The organism is Clostridium celatum DSM 1785, from assembly GCF_000320405.1.
Lineage (GTDB): Bacteria > Bacillota > Clostridia > Clostridiales > Clostridiaceae > Clostridium > Clostridium celatum.
In genome coordinates this window covers 22,336-39,166 of the sequence record NZ_KB291705.1, presented here as the reverse complement: position 1 = coordinate 39,166, position 16,831 = coordinate 22,336, and the positions used below count along the sequence as shown (strand labels likewise).

Here is a 16,831-nt window from a genome sequence, read left to right as displayed (position 1 = left end):
TATGAAAAGAAGATCAGGCTTCCAAATAATGAAGAGATTAATAGTTGAGTTAAAACCATTAGCCCCAATTATGGCAATAACTATAAGTATGGGTGTTGTTGGATTTTTAGCTGCAATTGCAATAGCTAGCTTTGGAGCAATTGCAATAGGCGCGTTTATAGGAGATATTACATTTGTTAGCTTTACTGGTGCAATGATAGTTATGGCAGTAAGCGCACTTTTAAGAGGTTTCTTAAGATATGCTGAACAATTATCAGGACATTATATTGCTTTTAAAATACTTTATATATTAAGAGACAAAATATTTACAAAGCTTAGAAAATTAGCTCCTGCAAAATTAGAAGGACAAGAAAAAGGAAATCTTATTTCATTAATTACTTCTGATATAGAGCTTTTAGAAGTTTTCTATGCACATACAATAGCCCCAATATCAATTGCAATAATTACAAATACTATAATTTCAGTAATACTATTTATTATTAATCCATGGTTTGGAGTATTATCAGTTATATTCTTCTTAATTGTTGGATTTGTAATACCATATGCTTCTTCTAGCTTAGGTAAGGAAGCTGGGGTTCAATATAGAAATATGTTTGGTGAATGTAATAACTATATACTTGATTCTTTAAGAGGATTAAAGGAAGTATTATTATTTAAAGCAGGTGATGAAAGATTAAAAGAAATAAATTCAAAATCACATAGAATAAATAAAAGCCTTGATAAGATTAAAGAACATGAAGGTATAATAAGAGCTATTACAGACTTAACTATAATGATTGCAATATTAACTTTTGTTGGAGTTGGATTTGCACAATATTCAATGGGAAATATATCATTTACATGGATGCTTGTAGGAATAGTAATAATAGCATCATCATTTGGACCAGTAGTTGCATTAAGTAATCTTTCAAATACATTACTTCAAACATTTGCATGTGCAGAGAGATTATTTGATTTAATGGATGAAGAGCCACATGTAGAGGAAATTTTAGAAGGACATGCTGTAAGTGGTGAATCAATAGCGTATGATAATGTAACATTCTCTTATCCAAATAGAAAAGAAAAGATTTTTGATAATACATCAGTTCACATAAAAAGAGGAGATAAAATTGCTCTTATAGGTGAAAGTGGAATAGGTAAGAGTACATTTGTTAAGCTTATGATGAGATTTTGGGATGTAAATGAAGGAAAAATTAATATTGATAATAAAAATATTAAAAATGTTACTACAAAATCACTTAGAAATAGTCAAACATTAGTTAGCCAAGAAACATATCTATTTAATGAAACAATACTTGATAATATAAAGATAGGAAATCCAAAGGCAACTAAGGAAGATGTAATTAAGGCTGCTAAAATGGCATCTATACATGACTTTATAGAAACTTTACCTAATGGATATGAAGCTAAAGTAGGAGAGTTAGGTGGAAACCTTTCTTCAGGTGAAAAACAAAGAATAGGACTAGCTAGAGCATTTTTAGCTGATGGAGATGTTTTAATATTAGATGAACCAACAAGTAATTTAGATACATTAAATGAAGGTGAAATATTAAAATCTATAAAGGAAAACTGTGAAGATAAGACAATAGTTCTTATATCTCATAGAAAATCAACAACAGCAGTTTGTAATAAGACTTATAAGCTAGAAAATAGTAAGCTTGTATTAAATTAAGGGTTAGCAATTAGGAGTGTAGAGTTTATGGTAGAAATTTTCTACTGAAGATCAAATATATATTTGATCCATAAACTCGACACTTCAAATTCTTAAATTAAACATAAGCTTTTTTTATCAATATTAAGTGATAATGATTATCGCTTATATTTGAGAAAGTTAATATTTATAGGAGATAAATTAAAATGGGAAGAATTGATAGGGAGAAAAAGACTATTAAATTGATGATAGATATATATTGTCAAAAAAAACATGGGAATAAAAAAGATGAACTATGTGAAGAGTGTAAAGAACTATTAGAATATGCAAATAAGCGATTAAGTTTTTGTAAGTTTGGTGAAAATAAATCAACTTGTTCAAGATGCCCTATACATTGTTATAAGAAAGACATGAAAGTAAAAATTAAAGAAGTAATGAAGTTTTCAGGACCAAGGCTTATAATATACAATCCAGTTGAATTAGTAAGACATGCGTTAAATAAATAGGATTTTTTAATAGAAATTTGATTAATAGAAAATACAAAAAATTAGTATTTAAAAGGGGAGTAAACATGAATAAAGTAAAAAAATATTTTTATATAACTTTAGGGTTTATAGCGCTTGGATTAGGGCTTATAGGAGTGATATTACCTGTAGTACCAACTACACCATTTTTATTAGTAACATCATATTGCTTTGCAAAGGGTTCAGAAAGATTTCATAATTGGTTTATAAATACAAAGCTTTATAAAAAGCATTTAGAAAGTTTTGTTAAAGAAAGAGCTATGACGCTAAAGCAAAAAGTTGTTTTACTAAGTTTTGTAAACTGTATGTTAGCTTTTCCTTTAATATTAGTAGATGTGTTACCTATGAGAATAACAATTATCATATTAATAATAGTTAAATTATATTACTTTACATTTAGGGTTAAAACTATTAGTCCAGAAGAAAAAAGAGCTATGGAAGCTGCTAGAGGTATATAGCTTAATAAAAATTTACAAAGAAAGAGTAGGGAGTAGTGACAATGGAAAGAATATCATCAATGTTTTTTTGTTTATCATTATTAGTTTATTATATATTAAAATTATTTAAGGTAAAAAGAAAAGTATACGTAAAAACACATATATTTTTAGGTGTAATTTCAGTAGCTGCAATGATTGCTGAATTAATTTTAAGAATTGGACAAGAAGGATTTATAAAATATATAGGTTTTGCGGCTATTATGGCTGCTATTGGAGTAACTGGAGCTATTATGAAGAAAAATTACAAGTTATATAAAAAGCTTCATATTATATTTACAATATCGTTTTTTGTATACTTACCAATAGCAATTAAATTTTTATAGTTTTTAATAGGCTTTGCTTTAATGTAAAGTCTTTTTTTATGCACAAAAAGTTAATAGTACCTTTTAAAATTTAAGGCCAAAACTATAATATTAAAAATAGATAGTAACTTTAATGTTTATATATAAATTAAAAAGTAAATAATATAAATGATATATGGAAATCAATAAAGCGTGGTATGTAATGAATTTATGTACCATATTTTTTTATATATAAGGAGAAAGTATGATAAAAATTGAAAAGAGTACAGAAGATTTAAAGGTTACTTTTATTGTAGTTAAGATGGGAAATGATATGAATATATCTATATTAGGTGGAGATAAACCTCATATAGGGGCTATAGCGTTAGCTGTTCCAAGAGAACATTTCTCAGAGAATGAAAAAACAAGTGTGTCTGTATCACTTTTAACTGTTACAGGGCAAAAGGAAGATGAGATAGTAATGCCTGTTGCTAAAAAGATTTCTACGAGTTTTAATTCAAGTGTGGTTGTAAGTTGTGGAATCCATAAAGATAATATCACATTAAAGGAAATAAGAACATTTGTAGATTTGGTTAATAAAGCAACAGAAGAATTTATAGATAAATTTAAAGGTTTGTGGGATAAGCTTATTAGTTAAAAAAATAGCATGAATTTATTAAATATTTATATTAAGATTTGATTATAATAATAAAACTTTGGCAAGGCTTACAATAGGGGTGATGCCAAATGAAACTATGTACTGAAAAAAGCTTTAATAATCCATTAATATATATTTTTGTTGTATCTATATTAGCATCTATATGTTATGAAATGTATAGTAAAAATAAACTGTTGGCAATTTTTGTTGTTAGCAGTTTTTTTATATTTATATTTAAGCTTAAAGGAAATTATATAGCGATAATATTAATATTATTTTTTACTATTTTTATATTCAATAATATATGGTTTTATCAGTATATTCCAGATAATATTGAAGAAATAAGGATTATTGAAGTGAAAAATTATTATGGTAAAGGCAAAATCAATGGTAGAAACGTAAATTTATATAATATAAATAATGAAATAAAGGTTGGTCAAAAAATACTTGCTAAGGGTGAATTTAGTAAAGATAACAATATAATTAAAGGATATATAGGAGAATATAAAATAAATTTCTATAAAATAAAACAAGATGATTTCATTAGTACTTTATATAAAGAAAGAGAGAAAATATTTAAAAAGATAGAAGAAAAATTAGGAAATAGAAAAGCTGCACTTATTACATCTGTTGCATTTGGTTATAAGAGTGAATTAGGCGAAGAGGATAGAGATATTATGGGGGAATTAGGAATATCTCATGCTATATCTGTATCAGGATTACATTTATCATTAATTTTTAGTGTTTTATCAAAAATATTTGGTATTAAGATGAGTTTAATTATTTCTTTTATATATGTTTTATTTACAGGGGCACCACCATCATCTGTAAGAGCATATATAATGATATTTATTATGAGCTTTGGAGTGGTTTTAAGAAAGACATATAACTCATTAGCAGCTTTATCATTAGCAGGCATAATAATACTCCTTATACGGCCTTATGAAGTGTTTGGGCTAGGGTTTATATTATCATTTTTGGCCACATTAGGTATAATACTTTTTAATAAAGATTTAAACAAAAAATTATATAAACTACCTAATAAAATAAGAGATACAGTATCAATATCTTTATGTGCACAAGTATTTACTTTGCCAATATTAGTTTTATACTTTGGAGAGGTATCAATTAGTTTTATTTTAGGTAATATGTTAGTAGTTCCCTTTATAGTTATTTTAGTTATATTGGGAAATGTGCTGTTGGTAATTCAAATGATTATACCAATATTTAATTATTGCCTCTATTTATGCAATTATATAATTAAAATAATAGATTTTATAATGTATAAAATTAATAATATTGGTTTAGAATTATTGTATTTACATTACAGCGTGGCATATTTTTATATTGCAATACTTACAACTTACTATTATTACAAAAGAGGTTTTAAAAGATTTTTATATTATCCTCTTATCATAGCAATATATATACTTGTGCTAATTTACTCACCATTTCTAAAAATAAGATATTATAAAGATGGAGCACTTCTCGTAAGTTATAAAGGTAATAGAGTGCTAATAGAAACTAGTGACTATGTAGACACTGAAAAGTTAAAAAGAGTAACATTAGCAGATAAAATAGTTAGAAAAGTTAATAGGATTAATATAGCAAATGAATTTGTAATTAATGGTCAAGGGAAGAATTATATTTTATACACAACAAATAATAAATATTTGCTATTAGTAAATTATGAAAAAATAGATTGGGAATATGATATAATAGATTTCAGAAAAGGCGATATAGAGGAAATAATAATACTTAATGATAAATTTTTAAAAGGTAGATAAGGAGTTGTAATAAATATTGATAAATATAGATGTACTTGAAAATGAACTAAAAAAGAATGATGTGGCAAATGGGTATGTCTTTTGTGGATTAGATGAGGAACTTATTAAAATAAGTGTTGATTCAATTATAAATAAGGTTGTAGAAAAGGACTTTATAGATTTAAATTTTACAAAGTTAGATGGATTAACAACGACTTTTGAAGAAATAGAAAATGCATGTGAAACTTTACCTTTCTTTGGTGATAGAAAAGTAGTTTTAGTTTATAGAGCTAATTTTTTAAAAGATAAGGCAGATAAAGAAGCAGCAAAAACATATAGTGAAATATCTAAGTATATTAAGAACTTACCTAGTCACACTGTGCTTATAATGTATTATGTATTTAATGATAAAAGAGATACGCCTAAAAAAAATAAAAAGTTATCTACATTAGATAAATATATAAAAGTAGTTCATTGTGATAAGTTAAAAAAAGATAAGTATTATAAGAAAATAGAGGATTTATTTAAAGAAAGAGGAAGAAATATAGGAAAGATACAATTAAAATATTTTGCTGATAAAATACAAAATAATTTTGATATTATAAAAAGAGAAATTGATAAGATAGATTGTTATGCAATGGGAAGAGAAATAACTAAAGAAGATATAGATAAGTTAATTCAAAATAAGAGTGAAGATGATATTTTTGATTTAGTAGAATACATATCAACTAGAAAAGTTGAAAAGGCTTTAGATCTTTTAGATGAGTTATTATTTAAGGCAGATCAACACATGCTTATAATATCATCTATCGGAAATCATTTTAAAAGATTATATGAAATTAAAGTTTATATGAGTAAGGGAAAAAGATTAGATTTCTTTATGTCTAAATATAGACTTCCTCAGTTTGTATGTGAAAAATTAATGAATCAAGCATCGAAGTTTAGTCCCAAACAATTAAGTGAACTTATAAAAATTTGTGTAGATACAGAAACTAAGCTTAAATCATCTTCAGGAGAAAAACAAATGGAAATGGAGCTTATGTTGTTTAAAACATTTATGGTTAAATAATAAATATGTAAATAGTATGTAAATAAAATTATATTTTTTAGAAACATAATTAAATTAAGGTAAAATAATAGCCGGTGAAAAATTCACCGGCTTCTTATTTATTACGCCATAGCGTTTAATTTTGCAGCTAATCTTGATTTCTTTCTAGCAGCCATGTTCTTATGAACAGTTCCTTTTTGAGCAGCCATGTCTAAAGACTTAGAAGCTTTAACGAATAAAGCTTTAGCTTCTTCAACGTTGTTAGCAGCTACAGCAGCTTCAAACTTCTTTATAGCAGTTTTTAATGCTGATTTAACCATTCTGTTTTGTAAAGTTTTCTTTTCAGTAACTTTAATTCTTTTCTTTGCTGATTTAATATTTGCCATTCAATTCACCCCCTTGATATTTTATAGGGCCTCTGCAGTTTTTGGGGAAATCTGCGTACGAGTTCATTTTCAACAAATCATATTATAACACCTAAAGTTTTTAAGTTCAAGTATGAAATTAAAACTTATTTGGGAAAATAAATTTGATTAGTAAATATTTTTAGGAGGAAAGTTATGATAAGTGTTAGAACAGACCTTGCAATTGAAGCAAAACAGGCATATACGGAAGAAAATAAAAGAGAACTTGATGGGGTTAAAGTTGATGAAGAAATGGATGGAGAGGCAAAAATTACTACAGTTACAATAGAAAGTGATGAAGCAGGTAAAGAGCTTGGAAAACCAAAGGGGCATTATATAACTATAGATTTTCCGGAATTTACAGCATATGATGGTGAAACTATGGATAATGTATCATTAACTGTAGGTAAAGTATTAAAAAAACTTGTAGATATTAGTGCAGACAAATTGGTGTTAGTAGTAGGACTTGGTAACTGGAATGTAACACCAGATGCATTAGGACCAAAGGTAGCAGAAAAAATTATGATAACAAGACATTTAAAAGAAGTTATGCCAGATGTTATAGATGAATCTGTAAGACCTGTTTGTGCAATAGCACCGGGTGTACTTGGAATAACAGGAATTGAGACAGGTGAAGTAATAAAATCTTTAGTTGATAGGATTAAACCAGACTTAGTTATTTGCGTTGATGCTTTAGGTTCAAGAAAGCTAGAAAGAGTTAATAGAACTATTCAAATAGGTGATACAGGAATTTCACCAGGTGCTGGTGTTGGAAATCATAGAATGCAAATAAATGAAGAAAGTTTAGGTGTTAAAGTAATAGCCGTTGGTGTTCCTACAGTTGTTGATGCAGCAACAATTGCTAATGATACTATGGACTTATTATTAGATGATCTTTCAAATAAAGCTGAAAGTGGAAAAGAATTTTATAATATGTTAAAGAGTGTGGATAGAAATGAAAAAAATATGCTTATAAGAGAAATATTAAATCCTTTCTTTGGAGAACTGATGGTAACTCCAAAAGATGTAGATCAAGTTATAGATTCACTATCAAAAATAATTGCAAATGGAATTAATATAGCAGTACAACCCAATATGGATATGGAGGAGATAAATAAATTTATGAATTAGTTAAATAAAAAAGCACTTATATAAAATTTAAGTGCTTTTTTATTTTAAGATTAATTATTGGGAATAAAAACTTTTTTGATTAATATTTTATTATAAATTATAGCTACATTCTTAATGTAAGTATAATGGTTTCTTAATTGGATATGATGAATTTTTAGCAATATGTTTGCTTGAAATTTAATTTAGAAAAAGTATTAATAATTATGTAAAACCTCCCATATATATAAAGAGTGAGGAGGGATATATATAATGCAGTGGGTTAATGGTGATAATAAAAATACTAAAAAGAAGAAACAATTTAGTGTAGGATATATTTTATTAATATTAATTATAGTTGTAGTTATAGTAAGGGCTGTAGGGATAGTTAATAATTATAGAGAGCGTGGAGGATTAGCCTATGTACAGTTGCTTAATTACTCAATGCCTATTGTTGAAACACAAATCTATGATGAATCAGCTTATAGAGAAAATACAGTAGATTTGAAAAGAGTGTTAGTAGAAGCCCTAGGATTAAATAATATAACAACGTATGGAATAATAGGTAATGAGATTGCATATTTCAAAAATCCCCTTAAAGAAACTGTTACAGTTAGTAATAATACAAACAGTAGATTTAATATATTCACACCTTATGAAGTTAAAGAAGAGAGTATAGTTAGAATGACTGATGAAGACATCGCAGAATTAAATAGTGTTAGTGCTGCTTATGACCCAAGTTTAAAGAAAACATTAGATCCTAATAATGTTGAGGTATTAATATATCATACTCATACTCATGAAGGATATATAGATGTAGGAGCTGATAGTTCGGAAGAAGATTTTACAGTAGTTGGAGTTGGTAATGTATTAGCACAGGAATTACAAGAGGGATATGGAATATCAGTTATACATGATAAAACAATACATGATATAGCACCATATGCAGATTCATACTTTAGATCCCAAGTAACAGTTGAAAGTTATTTAGAGCAATTTCCTAATCTCAAACTTATAATAGATTTGCATAGGGATGGAGGACCAGATAAAGATAGGACTACAACTGAAATTAATGGACAAAGTTTGGCAAGAGTAGAGTTTGTTACATCGCAAACATCACCATATTACAATGAAATGATGGAAACAGTAAATTCTTTAATTACAATTGCAGATACATTATTTCCTACTTTTTTAAGAGATGAAAAATTAATGGAATATCCAAGTGGTTCTAATGATTTTAATCAAAATTTAAGCCCTGCATGTATCTTAACAGAATTTGGAGCTGATAAAAATACTGCTCAAGAATCTAAGCTAAGTGCTAAATATTTAGCAAGAATAATAGCAGAGTATTTAAATAGATAAAAAATTGAATAAAAAAATAAAAAATGAGCATCCTTATAGTTAAACACTAGGGGGTGTCTTTTTATGACCATTTTTAAGAAGTATATTATACCTATGGTATTATTGATTTTAGTTGCTATAGGAGCAATTAAGATTAATATAATTAATACTAAATCATTATCACCTTTAGGTAATAGTGATGATAATTTTAATTTAGTAAGTGAAGAATTTGGTGAGGATTTTCAAGAATTTATAATGGATAAGAGTGCAATTAAAATTTATACTGGAGAAGAAAATGATAATTTGGCAATGGTAAAAGTTTTTAATAAAGAAATTAATTTAACAATGGATAATATATTTTTAAAAAAATTAAAACCAGTTTTTAATTATATTGAAAAAACGGTATCTAATATAAAGGATAAATTTAATGAAAAAAGAAAAAATAATAACGATAATAGTAATAGCGTAGATAGTTATGATTTGGATAATACTGTAGATGATTTTATTGAGAATTATCAAGGAAATTAATATTCTTGACACCTACTCTATACTCTATGTTATAATTTAGTTTGATTTAACAATATGGGGGTGAAGAAGCTGCTTAAAAGATTAGCAGTTAAGATATATGCAAAGTAATAGACAATCAAAGATTAGAAACTTTTCAATAGTAGCACATATAGACCACGGTAAGTCAACCCTAGCGGATAGATTATTAGAAATTACAGGGACTCTTACTCAAAGAGAAATGGAAGAGCAAGTTTTAGATAACATGGAACTAGAAAGAGAAAGAGGTATTACAATAAAATCTCAAGCTGCAAGACTTGTGTATAGACGTGCTGATGGTGAAGAGTATATTTTAAACTTAATAGATACACCAGGACACGTAGACTTTACATATGAAGTTTCAAGAAGTTTAGCTGCTTGTGAAGGTGCTGTACTAGTAGTTGATGCAACACAAGGTATTCAAGCTCAAACTTTGGCAAATTGTTATTTAGCATTAGATAATGATTTAGAAATTGCACCAGTAATTAATAAGGTAGATTTAGCATCTGCAAGACCAGATGAAGTGAAGCAAGAAATCGAAGATGTTATAGGTATAGAAGCACATGATGCACCTATGATATCAGCTAAAACAGGATTAAATGTTGAGGATGTTTTAGAAACTATAGTGGAAAAAGTACCAGCTCCAAATGGAGATGAAGAAGCTCCACTTAAAGCTTTAATATTTGATTCATATTATGATAGCTACAAAGGTGTTGTATGTTATGTAAGAATTATGGACGGAAAAGTTAAGCCAGGAACTAAAATAAAGTTAATGGCAACTAATAAAGTATATGATGTAACAGAAGTAGGGGTATTTACTCCTAAGTTCTTACCTGTTAATGAACTTATGGCTGGAGACGTTGGATATATAACTGCATCTATTAAAAATGTTGCTGATGCTAGAGTTGGTGATACTATAACGGAAGCAAATAGACCAACTGAACATGCATTACCAGGATATAAGAAAGCTGTACCTATGGTTTACTCAGGGATTTATCCAGTAGATGGTGCTAAATATGATGAATTAAAAGAAGCTTTAGAAAAGTTACAAATAAATGATGCAGCTCTAGATTTTGAGCCAGAAACTTCTATAGCATTAGGATTTGGTTTCAGATGTGGATTCTTAGGATTACTTCACATGGAAATAATTCAAGAAAGAATAGAAAGAGAATTTAATTTAGATATTATAACAACAGCTCCTTCGGTTGTGTATAAGGTAGCTAAGACTAATGGAGAAGTTTTAGATTTAACTAATCCAACAAACTTACCAGAACCAACAGAAATAGATTATATGGAAGAACCAGTTGTTAGAGCATCTATAATTTCTCCAACAGATTATGTTGGTGCAATAATGGATTTATGTCAAGAAAGAAGAGGAACATTCATAGATATGGAATATCTTGAAACAACAAGAGTATCTATAAATTACGATATGCCGTTAAATGAAATTGTTTATGATTTCTTTGATACATTAAAATCAAGAACTAGAGGGTATGCATCATTTGACTACGAATTTAAAGGATATATGAAGACAGAACTTGTTAAGCTTGATATATTATTAAATGGAGATATAGTCGATGCATTATCAATGATAGTTCCAAAGGAAAGAGCTTACCATAAAGGAAGGGGAATAGCTGAAAAGCTTAAAGAAATAATTCCAAGACAAATGTTTGAAGTTCCAATTCAAGCTGCCATAGGTTCTAAAGTTATAGCAAGAGAAACTGTTAAGGCTATGAGAAAAGACGTACTTGCTAAATGTTATGGTGGAGATATTTCAAGAAAGAAGAAACTTCTTGAAAAACAAAAAGAAGGTAAGAAGAGAATGAGACAAGTGGGATCTGTAGAAGTACCACAAGAAGCATTCATGGCTGTACTTAAAGTAGACTAATAAATGTGTTAATGAAAAGACATTGCAATAGCAATGTCTTTTTTCATAATCGAAGATATTATTAAGTAAATTATTACATAGTTTGGAGGAGAAAATAATGAAAGAAATTAGCTTATATATACATATACCATTTTGTAAACAAAGATGTTTTTATTGTGATTTTCCTACCTTTGCAGGGAGAGAAAAGTTTAGAGAGGATTACATAAATGCATTAGTCAAAGAAATTGAAAGTAAATGTTCAAATTATATTATTAAAACTATATTTATTGGTGGAGGAACGCATTCGCATCTTGAAGTAAAAGAATTAGAAAAGTGACTTAGTTCTGTTGAAAAATTAAATTTATCGGAAAACGTAGAATATTCAATAGAATGCAATCCAGGAACAGTAAATGAAGAAAAATTAATGCTTATGAAAAATTATGGCGTAAATAGATTAAGTTTTGGACTCCAATCTTGTGATGATAAATTGCTTAAGAGAATTGGTCGTATACATACCTTTAATGAATTTTTAGAGAATTATAAATTAGCTAGAAAAATAGGGTTTACTAACATAAATGTAGATTTAATGTATGGTTTGCCAAATTTAACAATAGAAATATGGAAATATACATTGGAAAAAATATGTGAGTTAAAACCAGAGCATATATCAGCATATAGTTTAATTATTGAAGAAGGTACAGCATTTTACTCTTTATACGAAAAAAATAAATTAGAAATACCGTCAGAAGATGATGAAAGAATTATGGATAAAATGACGAAAGATATATTAAAAAAGTATGGATATCACCAATATGAAATTTCTAATTTTGCTTTGCCTGAAAAAGAATGTGAACACAATAAGGTATATTGGAGTTTAGGTGAATATATTGGTGTAGGATTAGCAAGTAGTTCTTATATTGATGGATATAGATTGGTTAATATAGATAATATGAATGAATATATAAAAAGAGTAGAGAATAATGATAATGTAGTTATGGAAAAACATAAAAATTCAAGAGAAGATGAAATAGAAGAATTTATTTTTATGGGATTAAGAATGCTTTCAGGGATAAGTTTATCTAAATTTAATAAAAAATTTGGTGTAGATATAAACAGTATATATGAGCATGTCATTGAGAAAAATATAAGAGAAGGTCTTTTAGTTGTAAAAGATGATTTTATGTATTTAACTTCAAAAGGAATTGAATTATCTAATATTGTTATGTCTGATTTCATATTAGATAAATAGATAATTCAATGGTTGTATAGTTGACTATTTAAAAAGCTAAGAAAAAAGGAGTAATTTAGAGATGGAAAGAGAAAACTTAGAAAAAACTAAATTATACAAAAAAATAATTGAAAATTTAAAGAAATATGAAATTGACAAAAAAAACAAATAAGAATATATTGATATTGTAGTCATTAGCACTCGACTTAAATGAGTGCTAACAAATAGAGGTGATGAGATGGCTATTGATGAAAGGAAAATAAAAATACTTCAAGCCATTATTAATGACTATATAGTAACGGGAGAACCTGTAGGATCTAGAACAATAGCTAAAAAGTATGATTTAGGTGTAGGATCTGCGACTATAAGAAATGAAATGGCAGATTTAGAGGAAATGGGGTACTTAGAACAGCCTCATACATCAGCAGGAAGAATACCATCTAGTAAGGGCTATAGGTTATATGTTGATAAACTAATGGAAACACAAAAGTTAAGTAAGGATGAAGAGCTTAGAATTAAAGAATATTTAATTAACTCAGCTATGCAAGAAGTTGATACAATTTTAAAAGAAGCTTGTGTTTTATTATCGGAATTAACAAATTTAACATGTATAGTTCAAACTCCATCAATGAAAAGAAGTTATATAAAATCACTTCAATTAATTAAAATTGATGAGACAAATTTAATTTCAGTAATTGTAACAGATAGTGGAGTTATAAAAAATCATAGAATCAAGGTTAAAAATGCCCCAAGTAATGATGAGCTAAGTAGAATTAATGAAGTATTAAATAGTAAACTTAAAAATTTAACTATTGAAGCTATTAACTTAGAGGTTATTAATGGACTAAAAAATGAATTAGTAGGATTTGATGATTTATTTAATGCAATGCTTCCAGCTTTATATGAAAGTTTAAACAATAACTCCAAATCAGAGTTAGTGGTTGAAGGAACAACAAATCTTTTTAATTATCCAGAATACAACGATATTGAAAAGGCAAAAGAGGTACTTCAATTAATAAGCAATAAGGATTGTGTTATAGAGTTACTTGAAACTAGTGGTGATATGTCTATTAAAATTGGTGATGAAAATTATATACCTGAAGCAAAAGATTGCTCGGTAATTACAGCAGAGTATTCTTTAGGTGGAAGACCAATTGGCAGTATTGGACTAATAGGTCCACAGAGAATTAATTATTCTAAAGTAGTCTCAATTATGGCACAAGTGATAAAGGAGTTAAATAAAAGTCTTCAGGACCAAGAGTATTGAATGAAAAGAGATGAGGTGTGTAAGGATGGAAGAAAACAAAGAATTAAAAGATGAAGAAATATTAGAAAAAGCTGAAACAGTAGAAGAAACTGAAACAGTAGGAGAAACTGCTGAGTCTACGGAAAATGAAGAAGTAGAAGAAGAAAATTCAGAAAACACTGGATCAGATGATTTATCAATGATTAGAAATTTAAAAGAAGAAAATAAAAAGCTTTCTAATGAATTAGAAACATTAAAAGATAGATTACTTAGATTAACAGCTGAGTATGACAATTATAGAAAAAGAACAGCTAAAGAAAAAGAAGGAATATATACTGATGCATGTACTGATGTATTAAAGGAAATGCTTCCTGTAGCTGATAATTTAGAAAGAGCTTTAGCTGTAGATGGAAATGTAGATGATCTTAAAAAGGGTGTTGAGATGACTATAAAAGGTTTCTTAAACTCTTTAGATAAATTAGGTGTTGAAGAAATTGATACAACTAATGGATTTGATCCAAATTTACATCAAGCAATTTCTGTTGTTGAAGATGAAAATTTAAATAGCAATGATGTTGCTCAAGTATATCAAAAAGGATATAAAAGAGGCGAAAAAGTAATCAGATATTCAATGGTTACAGTAGCAAAATAGTAATTAAGGAAAATCTTTAAATAGATATGTAATTTCGAGGAGGAAAAAATTATGGGAAAAATTATAGGTATTGATTTAGGTACTACAAATTCATGTGTAGCTGTTATGGAAGGTGGAGAACCAGTAGTTATCACTAACTCAGAAGGTGCTAGAACTACTCCTTCAGTTGTTTCTTTCCAAGCAAATGGAGAAAGATTGGTTGGACAAATTGCTAAAAGACAAGCGATTACAAATCCAGAACATACAATAATTTCAATAAAAAGAGAAATGGGAACAGACCATAAAACTCATGTAGATGATAAAGTTTATTCACCACAAGAAATATCAGCAATGATACTTCAAAAAATTAAAGCAGATGCAGAAGCTTACTTAGGAGAAACTGTAAACCAAGCAGTTATTACAGTTCCAGCTTACTTTAATGATGCCGAAAGACAAGCAACAAAAGATGCTGGTAGAATAGCAGGATTAGAAGTATTAAGAATAATAAACGAACCAACTGCAGCTTCATTAGCTTATGGATTAGATAAGACTGACCACAGTGAAAAAATATTCGTTTATGACTTAGGTGGAGGTACATTCGACGTATCTATTCTTGAATTAGGAGATGGAGTATTCGAAGTATTATCAACTAATGGAGATACTCACTTAGGTGGAGATGACTTTGACCAAAAGATTATAGATTATATAGCAAATGATTTTAAATCACAATATGGAATAGATTTAAGAAATGATAAGAGTGCAGTTCAAAGATTAAAAGAAGCTGCAGAAAAAGCTAAAATAGAATTATCATCATCAATGCAAACAAATATTAACTTACCATTCATCACTGCAGATGCAACTGGTCCAAAACACATTGATATGAACTTAACTAGAGCTAAATTTAATGAATTAACTCATGATTTAGTTCAAAGATCAATAGAACCAATGAAGAAAGCATTAAGCGATGCTGGACTTTCAATTAGCCAAATTGATAAAGTTATATTAGTTGGTGGTTCAACAAGAATACCTGCAGTACAAGAAGCTGTTAAGAACTTTACAGGAAAAGAACCTTCAAAAGGAGTTAACCCAGATGAATGCGTAGCTATGGGTGCTGCAATTCAAGCAGGTGTTTTAACTGGAGAAGTTAAAGATGTATTATTACTAGATGTTACTCCATTAACATTAGGAATTGAAACAATGGGTGGTATTGCTACTCCATTAATAGAAAGAAATACAACTATACCAGCTAAGAAGAGTCAAATATTCTCAACTGCAGCAGATGGTCAAACATCAGTTGAAATTCACGTTGTTCAAGGTGAAAGACAAATGGCTGCTGATAACAAGACTTTAGGTAGATTTACTCTATCAGGTATTGCTCCAGCTCCAAGAGGAATTCCACAAATTGAAGTTACTTTTGATATAGATGCTAATGGTATTGTTAAAGTTTCAGCTATGGATAAACGGAACTGGTAAGGAAGCAAATATCACAATTACTGCATCAACTAACCTTTCAGATGAAGAAGTAGATAGAGCAGTAAAAGAAGCTGAAAAATTTGCAGCAGAAGATAAGAAGAGAAAAGAATCAATAGAAACTAAGAATAATGCAGATCAATTAGTTTACCAAACTGAAAAGCAATTAGAAGAGCTTGGTGACAAGATTTCTGCAGATGACAAAGCTAAAATAACTGCTAAATTAGATGCTTTAAAAGCTGTTAAAGACGGAGAAGATTTAGAGGCAATTAAGAAAGCTACAGAAGAGTTAACTCAAGAGTTCTATGCTATATCTTCAAAGATGTATGCTGATGCTCAAGGAGCTCAAGGTGCTCAAGGTGCAGGATTTGATCCAAACAACATGGGTGGAGCAAATCAAGGAGCAACTCATCATGATGATAATGTAGTAGATGCTGACTTTGAAGTTAAAGAAGATAAATAATAATAATTAAGAGGGAAGACAAGAGTCGTCTTCCCTTTTTAAAAGTTTAGGTGTTTACTAAAAAATATATAAATGATAAGATAAATTGAGTAAATTATAAATAAGG

14 protein-coding genes and 2 pseudogenes are annotated in these 16,831 nt (G+C 28.2%); 15 read left to right on the top strand and 1 reads right to left on the bottom strand.

All coding sequences use genetic code 11. The annotated features are described in order from the left end of the window. The first annotated feature begins 1 nt into the window (after nucleotide 1). The 7 genes from HMPREF0216_RS14340 to holA all read left to right on the top strand — a co-directional run bounded on the left by HMPREF0216_RS14340 (nucleotide 2) and on the right by holA (nucleotide 6,446). On the top strand, nucleotides 2–1,672 hold the full coding sequence (locus HMPREF0216_RS14340) for an amino acid ABC transporter ATP-binding/permease protein (protein WP_005215739.1): 1,671 nt from the start codon (nucleotides 2–4) through the stop codon (nucleotides 1,670–1,672). 185 nt (nucleotides 1,673–1,857) lie between these two features. Beyond that, nucleotides 1,858–2,157: a nitrous oxide-stimulated promoter family protein gene (locus HMPREF0216_RS14335; RefSeq protein ID WP_005215738.1), complete on the top strand. Its 300-nt coding sequence runs from the start codon at nucleotides 1,858–1,860 to the stop codon at nucleotides 2,155–2,157. Between the two features lie 65 nt (nucleotides 2,158–2,222). After that, nucleotides 2,223–2,633 carry a YbaN family protein gene (locus tag HMPREF0216_RS14330; RefSeq protein ID WP_005215736.1) on the top strand — a complete coding sequence of 137 codons (411 nt, stop codon included), beginning with the start codon at nucleotides 2,223–2,225 and terminating at the stop codon, nucleotides 2,631–2,633. Between the two features lie 41 nt (nucleotides 2,634–2,674). Further along, nucleotides 2,675–2,995 carry a hypothetical protein gene (locus tag HMPREF0216_RS14325; protein ID WP_005215734.1) on the top strand — a complete coding sequence of 107 codons (321 nt, stop codon included), beginning with the start codon at nucleotides 2,675–2,677 and terminating at the stop codon, nucleotides 2,993–2,995. A 223-nt stretch (nucleotides 2,996–3,218) separates the two neighbouring features. Next, nucleotides 3,219–3,611: a proteasome assembly chaperone 4 family protein gene (locus tag HMPREF0216_RS14320; RefSeq protein WP_005215733.1), complete on the top strand. Its 393-nt coding sequence runs from the start codon at nucleotides 3,219–3,221 to the stop codon at nucleotides 3,609–3,611. Between the two features lie 89 nt (nucleotides 3,612–3,700). After that, nucleotides 3,701–5,398 (top strand): ComEC/Rec2 family competence protein, encoded by a 1,698-nt coding sequence (locus HMPREF0216_RS14315; protein ID WP_005215731.1) that lies wholly within the window; start codon nucleotides 3,701–3,703, stop codon nucleotides 5,396–5,398. 16 nt (nucleotides 5,399–5,414) lie between these two features. Further along, complete coding sequence (gene holA, locus HMPREF0216_RS14310; protein WP_005215729.1) at nucleotides 5,415–6,446, top strand: DNA polymerase III subunit delta; 1,032 nt, start codon at nucleotides 5,415–5,417, stop codon at nucleotides 6,444–6,446. Nucleotides 6,447–6,547: 101 nt separating this feature from the next. On the opposite strand, the gene rpsT is transcribed toward holA, so the two are convergent. Beyond that, nucleotides 6,548–6,811: a 30S ribosomal protein S20 gene (gene rpsT, locus HMPREF0216_RS14305; protein WP_005215727.1), complete on the bottom strand. Its 264-nt coding sequence runs from the start codon at nucleotides 6,809–6,811 to the stop codon at nucleotides 6,548–6,550. Between the two features lie 174 nt (nucleotides 6,812–6,985). On the opposite strand from rpsT, the gene gpr reads away from it, so the two are divergent. The 8 genes and pseudogenes from gpr (at nucleotide 6,986) to dnaK (ending at nucleotide 16,725) form a co-directional block, all read left to right on the top strand. Beyond that, nucleotides 6,986–7,960, top strand: coding sequence for a GPR endopeptidase (gene gpr, locus HMPREF0216_RS14300; RefSeq protein WP_005215725.1), 975 nt, complete (start codon nucleotides 6,986–6,988; stop codon nucleotides 7,958–7,960). A 249-nt stretch (nucleotides 7,961–8,209) separates the two neighbouring features. Beyond that, nucleotides 8,210–9,298 carry a stage II sporulation protein P gene (locus HMPREF0216_RS14295; RefSeq protein ID WP_005215724.1) on the top strand — a complete coding sequence of 363 codons (1,089 nt, stop codon included), beginning with the start codon at nucleotides 8,210–8,212 and terminating at the stop codon, nucleotides 9,296–9,298. A gap of 63 nt (nucleotides 9,299–9,361) precedes the next feature. Beyond that, complete coding sequence (locus tag HMPREF0216_RS17220; RefSeq protein WP_005215722.1) at nucleotides 9,362–9,805, top strand: hypothetical protein; 444 nt, start codon at nucleotides 9,362–9,364, stop codon at nucleotides 9,803–9,805. Nucleotides 9,806–9,902: 97 nt separating this feature from the next. After that, nucleotides 9,903–11,708 (top strand): translation elongation factor 4, encoded by a 1,806-nt coding sequence (gene lepA, locus HMPREF0216_RS14285; protein WP_005215720.1) that lies wholly within the window; start codon nucleotides 9,903–9,905, stop codon nucleotides 11,706–11,708. A gap of 97 nt (nucleotides 11,709–11,805) precedes the next feature. Next, nucleotides 11,806–12,936, top strand: a pseudogene (hemW, locus tag HMPREF0216_RS14280) (radical SAM family heme chaperone HemW). A 217-nt stretch (nucleotides 12,937–13,153) separates the two neighbouring features. Beyond that, nucleotides 13,154–14,182 carry a heat-inducible transcriptional repressor HrcA gene (gene hrcA, locus HMPREF0216_RS14275; RefSeq protein ID WP_040420100.1) on the top strand — a complete coding sequence of 343 codons (1,029 nt, stop codon included), beginning with the start codon at nucleotides 13,154–13,156 and terminating at the stop codon, nucleotides 14,180–14,182. A 25-nt stretch (nucleotides 14,183–14,207) separates the two neighbouring features. Beyond that, nucleotides 14,208–14,813, top strand: a complete 606-nt coding sequence (gene grpE / locus HMPREF0216_RS14270; protein ID WP_005215712.1) for a nucleotide exchange factor GrpE — start codon at nucleotides 14,208–14,210, stop codon at nucleotides 14,811–14,813. Between the two features lie 51 nt (nucleotides 14,814–14,864). Further along, nucleotides 14,865–16,725 (top strand): annotated as a pseudogene (gene dnaK / locus HMPREF0216_RS14265) (molecular chaperone DnaK). Nucleotides 16,726–16,831: the final 106 nt, after the last annotated feature.

Bases quoted from the DNA above. Each gene is read 5' to 3' on its own strand.
- HMPREF0216_RS14340 (WP_005215739.1), top strand. From the start codon at position 2: ATGAAAAGAAGATCAGGCTTCCAAATAATGAAGAGATTAATAGTTGAG.
- hrcA (WP_040420100.1), top strand. From the start codon at position 13,154: ATGGCTATTGATGAAAGGAAAATAAAAATACTTCAAGCCATTATTAAT.
- grpE (WP_005215712.1), top strand. From the start codon at position 14,208: ATGGAAGAAAACAAAGAATTAAAAGATGAAGAAATATTAGAAAAAGCT.
- rpsT (WP_005215727.1), bottom strand. From the start codon at position 6,811: ATGGCAAATATTAAATCAGCAAAGAAAAGAATTAAAGTTACTGAAAAG.
- HMPREF0216_RS14330 (WP_005215736.1), top strand. From the start codon at position 2,223: ATGAATAAAGTAAAAAAATATTTTTATATAACTTTAGGGTTTATAGCG.
- HMPREF0216_RS14325 (WP_005215734.1), top strand. From the start codon at position 2,675: ATGGAAAGAATATCATCAATGTTTTTTTGTTTATCATTATTAGTTTAT.
- HMPREF0216_RS14315 (WP_005215731.1), top strand. From the start codon at position 3,701: ATGAAACTATGTACTGAAAAAAGCTTTAATAATCCATTAATATATATT.
- lepA (WP_005215720.1), top strand. From the start codon at position 9,903: ATGCAAAGTAATAGACAATCAAAGATTAGAAACTTTTCAATAGTAGCA.
- HMPREF0216_RS14335 (WP_005215738.1), top strand. From the start codon at position 1,858: ATGGGAAGAATTGATAGGGAGAAAAAGACTATTAAATTGATGATAGAT.
- HMPREF0216_RS14295 (WP_005215724.1), top strand. From the start codon at position 8,210: ATGCAGTGGGTTAATGGTGATAATAAAAATACTAAAAAGAAGAAACAA.
- HMPREF0216_RS14320 (WP_005215733.1), top strand. From the start codon at position 3,219: ATGATAAAAATTGAAAAGAGTACAGAAGATTTAAAGGTTACTTTTATT.
- HMPREF0216_RS17220 (WP_005215722.1), top strand. From the start codon at position 9,362: ATGACCATTTTTAAGAAGTATATTATACCTATGGTATTATTGATTTTA.
- gpr (WP_005215725.1), top strand. From the start codon at position 6,986: ATGATAAGTGTTAGAACAGACCTTGCAATTGAAGCAAAACAGGCATAT.